This is a genomic window from Cobetia crustatorum (assembly GCF_000591415.1).
GTDB classification, from domain to species: Bacteria; Pseudomonadota; Gammaproteobacteria; order Pseudomonadales; family Halomonadaceae; genus Cobetia; species Cobetia crustatorum.
In genome coordinates this window covers 1-1,705 of sequence record NZ_JEMF01000090.1, presented here as the reverse complement: position 1 = coordinate 1,705, position 1,705 = coordinate 1, and the positions used below count along the sequence as shown (strand labels likewise).

The 1,705-nt window shown below is 39.8% G+C and carries 2 protein-coding genes; both read left to right on the top strand.

All coding sequences use genetic code 11. The annotated features are described in order from the left end of the window. Positions 1-137 precede the first annotated feature (137 nt). Positions 138-932: an acyltransferase gene (locus tag BF12_RS20520; protein WP_051511069.1), complete on the top strand. Its 795-nt coding sequence runs from the start codon at positions 138-140 to the stop codon at positions 930-932. A gap of 504 nt (positions 933-1,436) precedes the next feature. Further along, positions 1,437-1,705, top strand: a 269-nt coding sequence (locus BF12_RS0115585) for an ISAs1 family transposase (protein ID WP_024953070.1), incomplete at its 3' end; no start/stop codon positions are given.

Genomic DNA, 1,705 nt, shown 5'->3' with positions numbered 1-1,705 from the left:
GCTTTCATGCGTTTTCCCTGACTCAGGAGGCCTGGATACCGCAGGTGCTGCGCTTATTGCTTGAATTCAGGATTCAAAGAAAGTGTTTATATATTATTGTTGATCTTATTTTTAATAACCATGGATGATCATATTTTATGGCTTGGGCGTATAACGTAAGAGTATTGGCTATATTTGCAGTTGTTGTTCTCCATACTGCCGCAGGGTTTGTAGGTGGTGTGGAAAAGTCTGATATTTTTTATGGAAGTATGAATTGGTGGGCTGGAAACATGTTTGACTCTATTACACGATGGTGTGTTCCGGTTTTTGTTATGATTAGTGGGTACTTTCTTTTAAATAGCAGTGATAATGCTTTTGTTTTCTTTAAAAAAAGATTTGGTAGAATTTTTTACCCCTTGGCTTTTTGGTCGATTTTATTTTCTGGGTGGGTTCTATTGAAACTTTCCATAAAGGGTGATCTGGATACTGCACATCTCATCATCGCTAAAGGTTTTTTGATGGGGAGGCCTTATTACCATCTTTGGTTTTTGTTTATGATACCTTTCCTTTATGCGGCCACCCCGTATCTTAAGCAAGTACTGGTATCTTTAGGCAAGGAGTATTCTTTTGCCTTTATATGCTTTGCCTTTTTATTATCCGCTTTTAGTATTTTGTTCAAAAATCTTGTTTCTTTCTTTGGGGTTGAGGGAGGTGTAGGATTTTTTGCGAATGACTTTTTGTTATACATAGGATATTTTATGTTGGGTGGTTATATAAAAAGGCATGAGGTTAAACTTAATCCGTTATATGCTGTGTCTGGTCTTTTATTGGCATGGTCAACAACTGTGGTTGGGAGCTATTTTTTCACGTATGAATATTTCTATAACTACTTGAGTTTCAACACTATAATTGCTTCTGTTTGCATTTTTTTTTGTTGTTATGAGGTTTTTTGATTTTGATTTTTTAAATTCTAGTAAAGCTCTTTCTGGGATGACTCTTGGTGTTTATCTTATACATCCTATTTATCTTGAGATCGTATCCTATTTATTAAAGGATGATTTGCTAGGCTACATGAGTGGTTTCTTTTACATTCCGTTGGTTTCTTTTTTTGTTTTTTTGGTTTCCCTTTTCTCTGTTTTTATTATGAGCAAGATAAAGGGCTTAAAGGTATGTATATAGTAATATTTTTTATATACGTGTAGGGTGCCGGATGATCGGATTTCACAACGAAGCTATCTTTTGTTAGCCTCGCGTGAGCTCATCAAGCAATTTATTCAGGCAAGGCTTCATGGACATTAAGCTGCTTGGCCGCAGATTCTGAGTGCAACACCTGAGTTTCCCTGTAAGGTATTGCGCCAGGGAAAATGCATGAAAAACCGCTCTACGATGGGCCTCGTAGCGCTTTACCAAAAGGACCTCATGTGGTCATTTAGCAGCTTTCGCTCATGGATGATCCGATGCTGACACCGTCTCTTATGCACCATTTATCGATTGTTCCCGACTTCCGCCAGGCGTGGAAAGTGCAGCATCAGCTGTCGGATATCTTGTTTCTGATCGTCTGTGCGGTGATCTGCGGTGCAGAAGGTTGGGACGAAATCGAAGATTTTGGCCGCGCGAAGTTGGACTTTCTTCGCCAGTACGGCGATTTTGAAGCTGGCGTGCCGAGTCACGATACCTTGGCCAGGGTGATGGCCCTGGTGAATGCCGAGCAGCTGCAAACTGCATT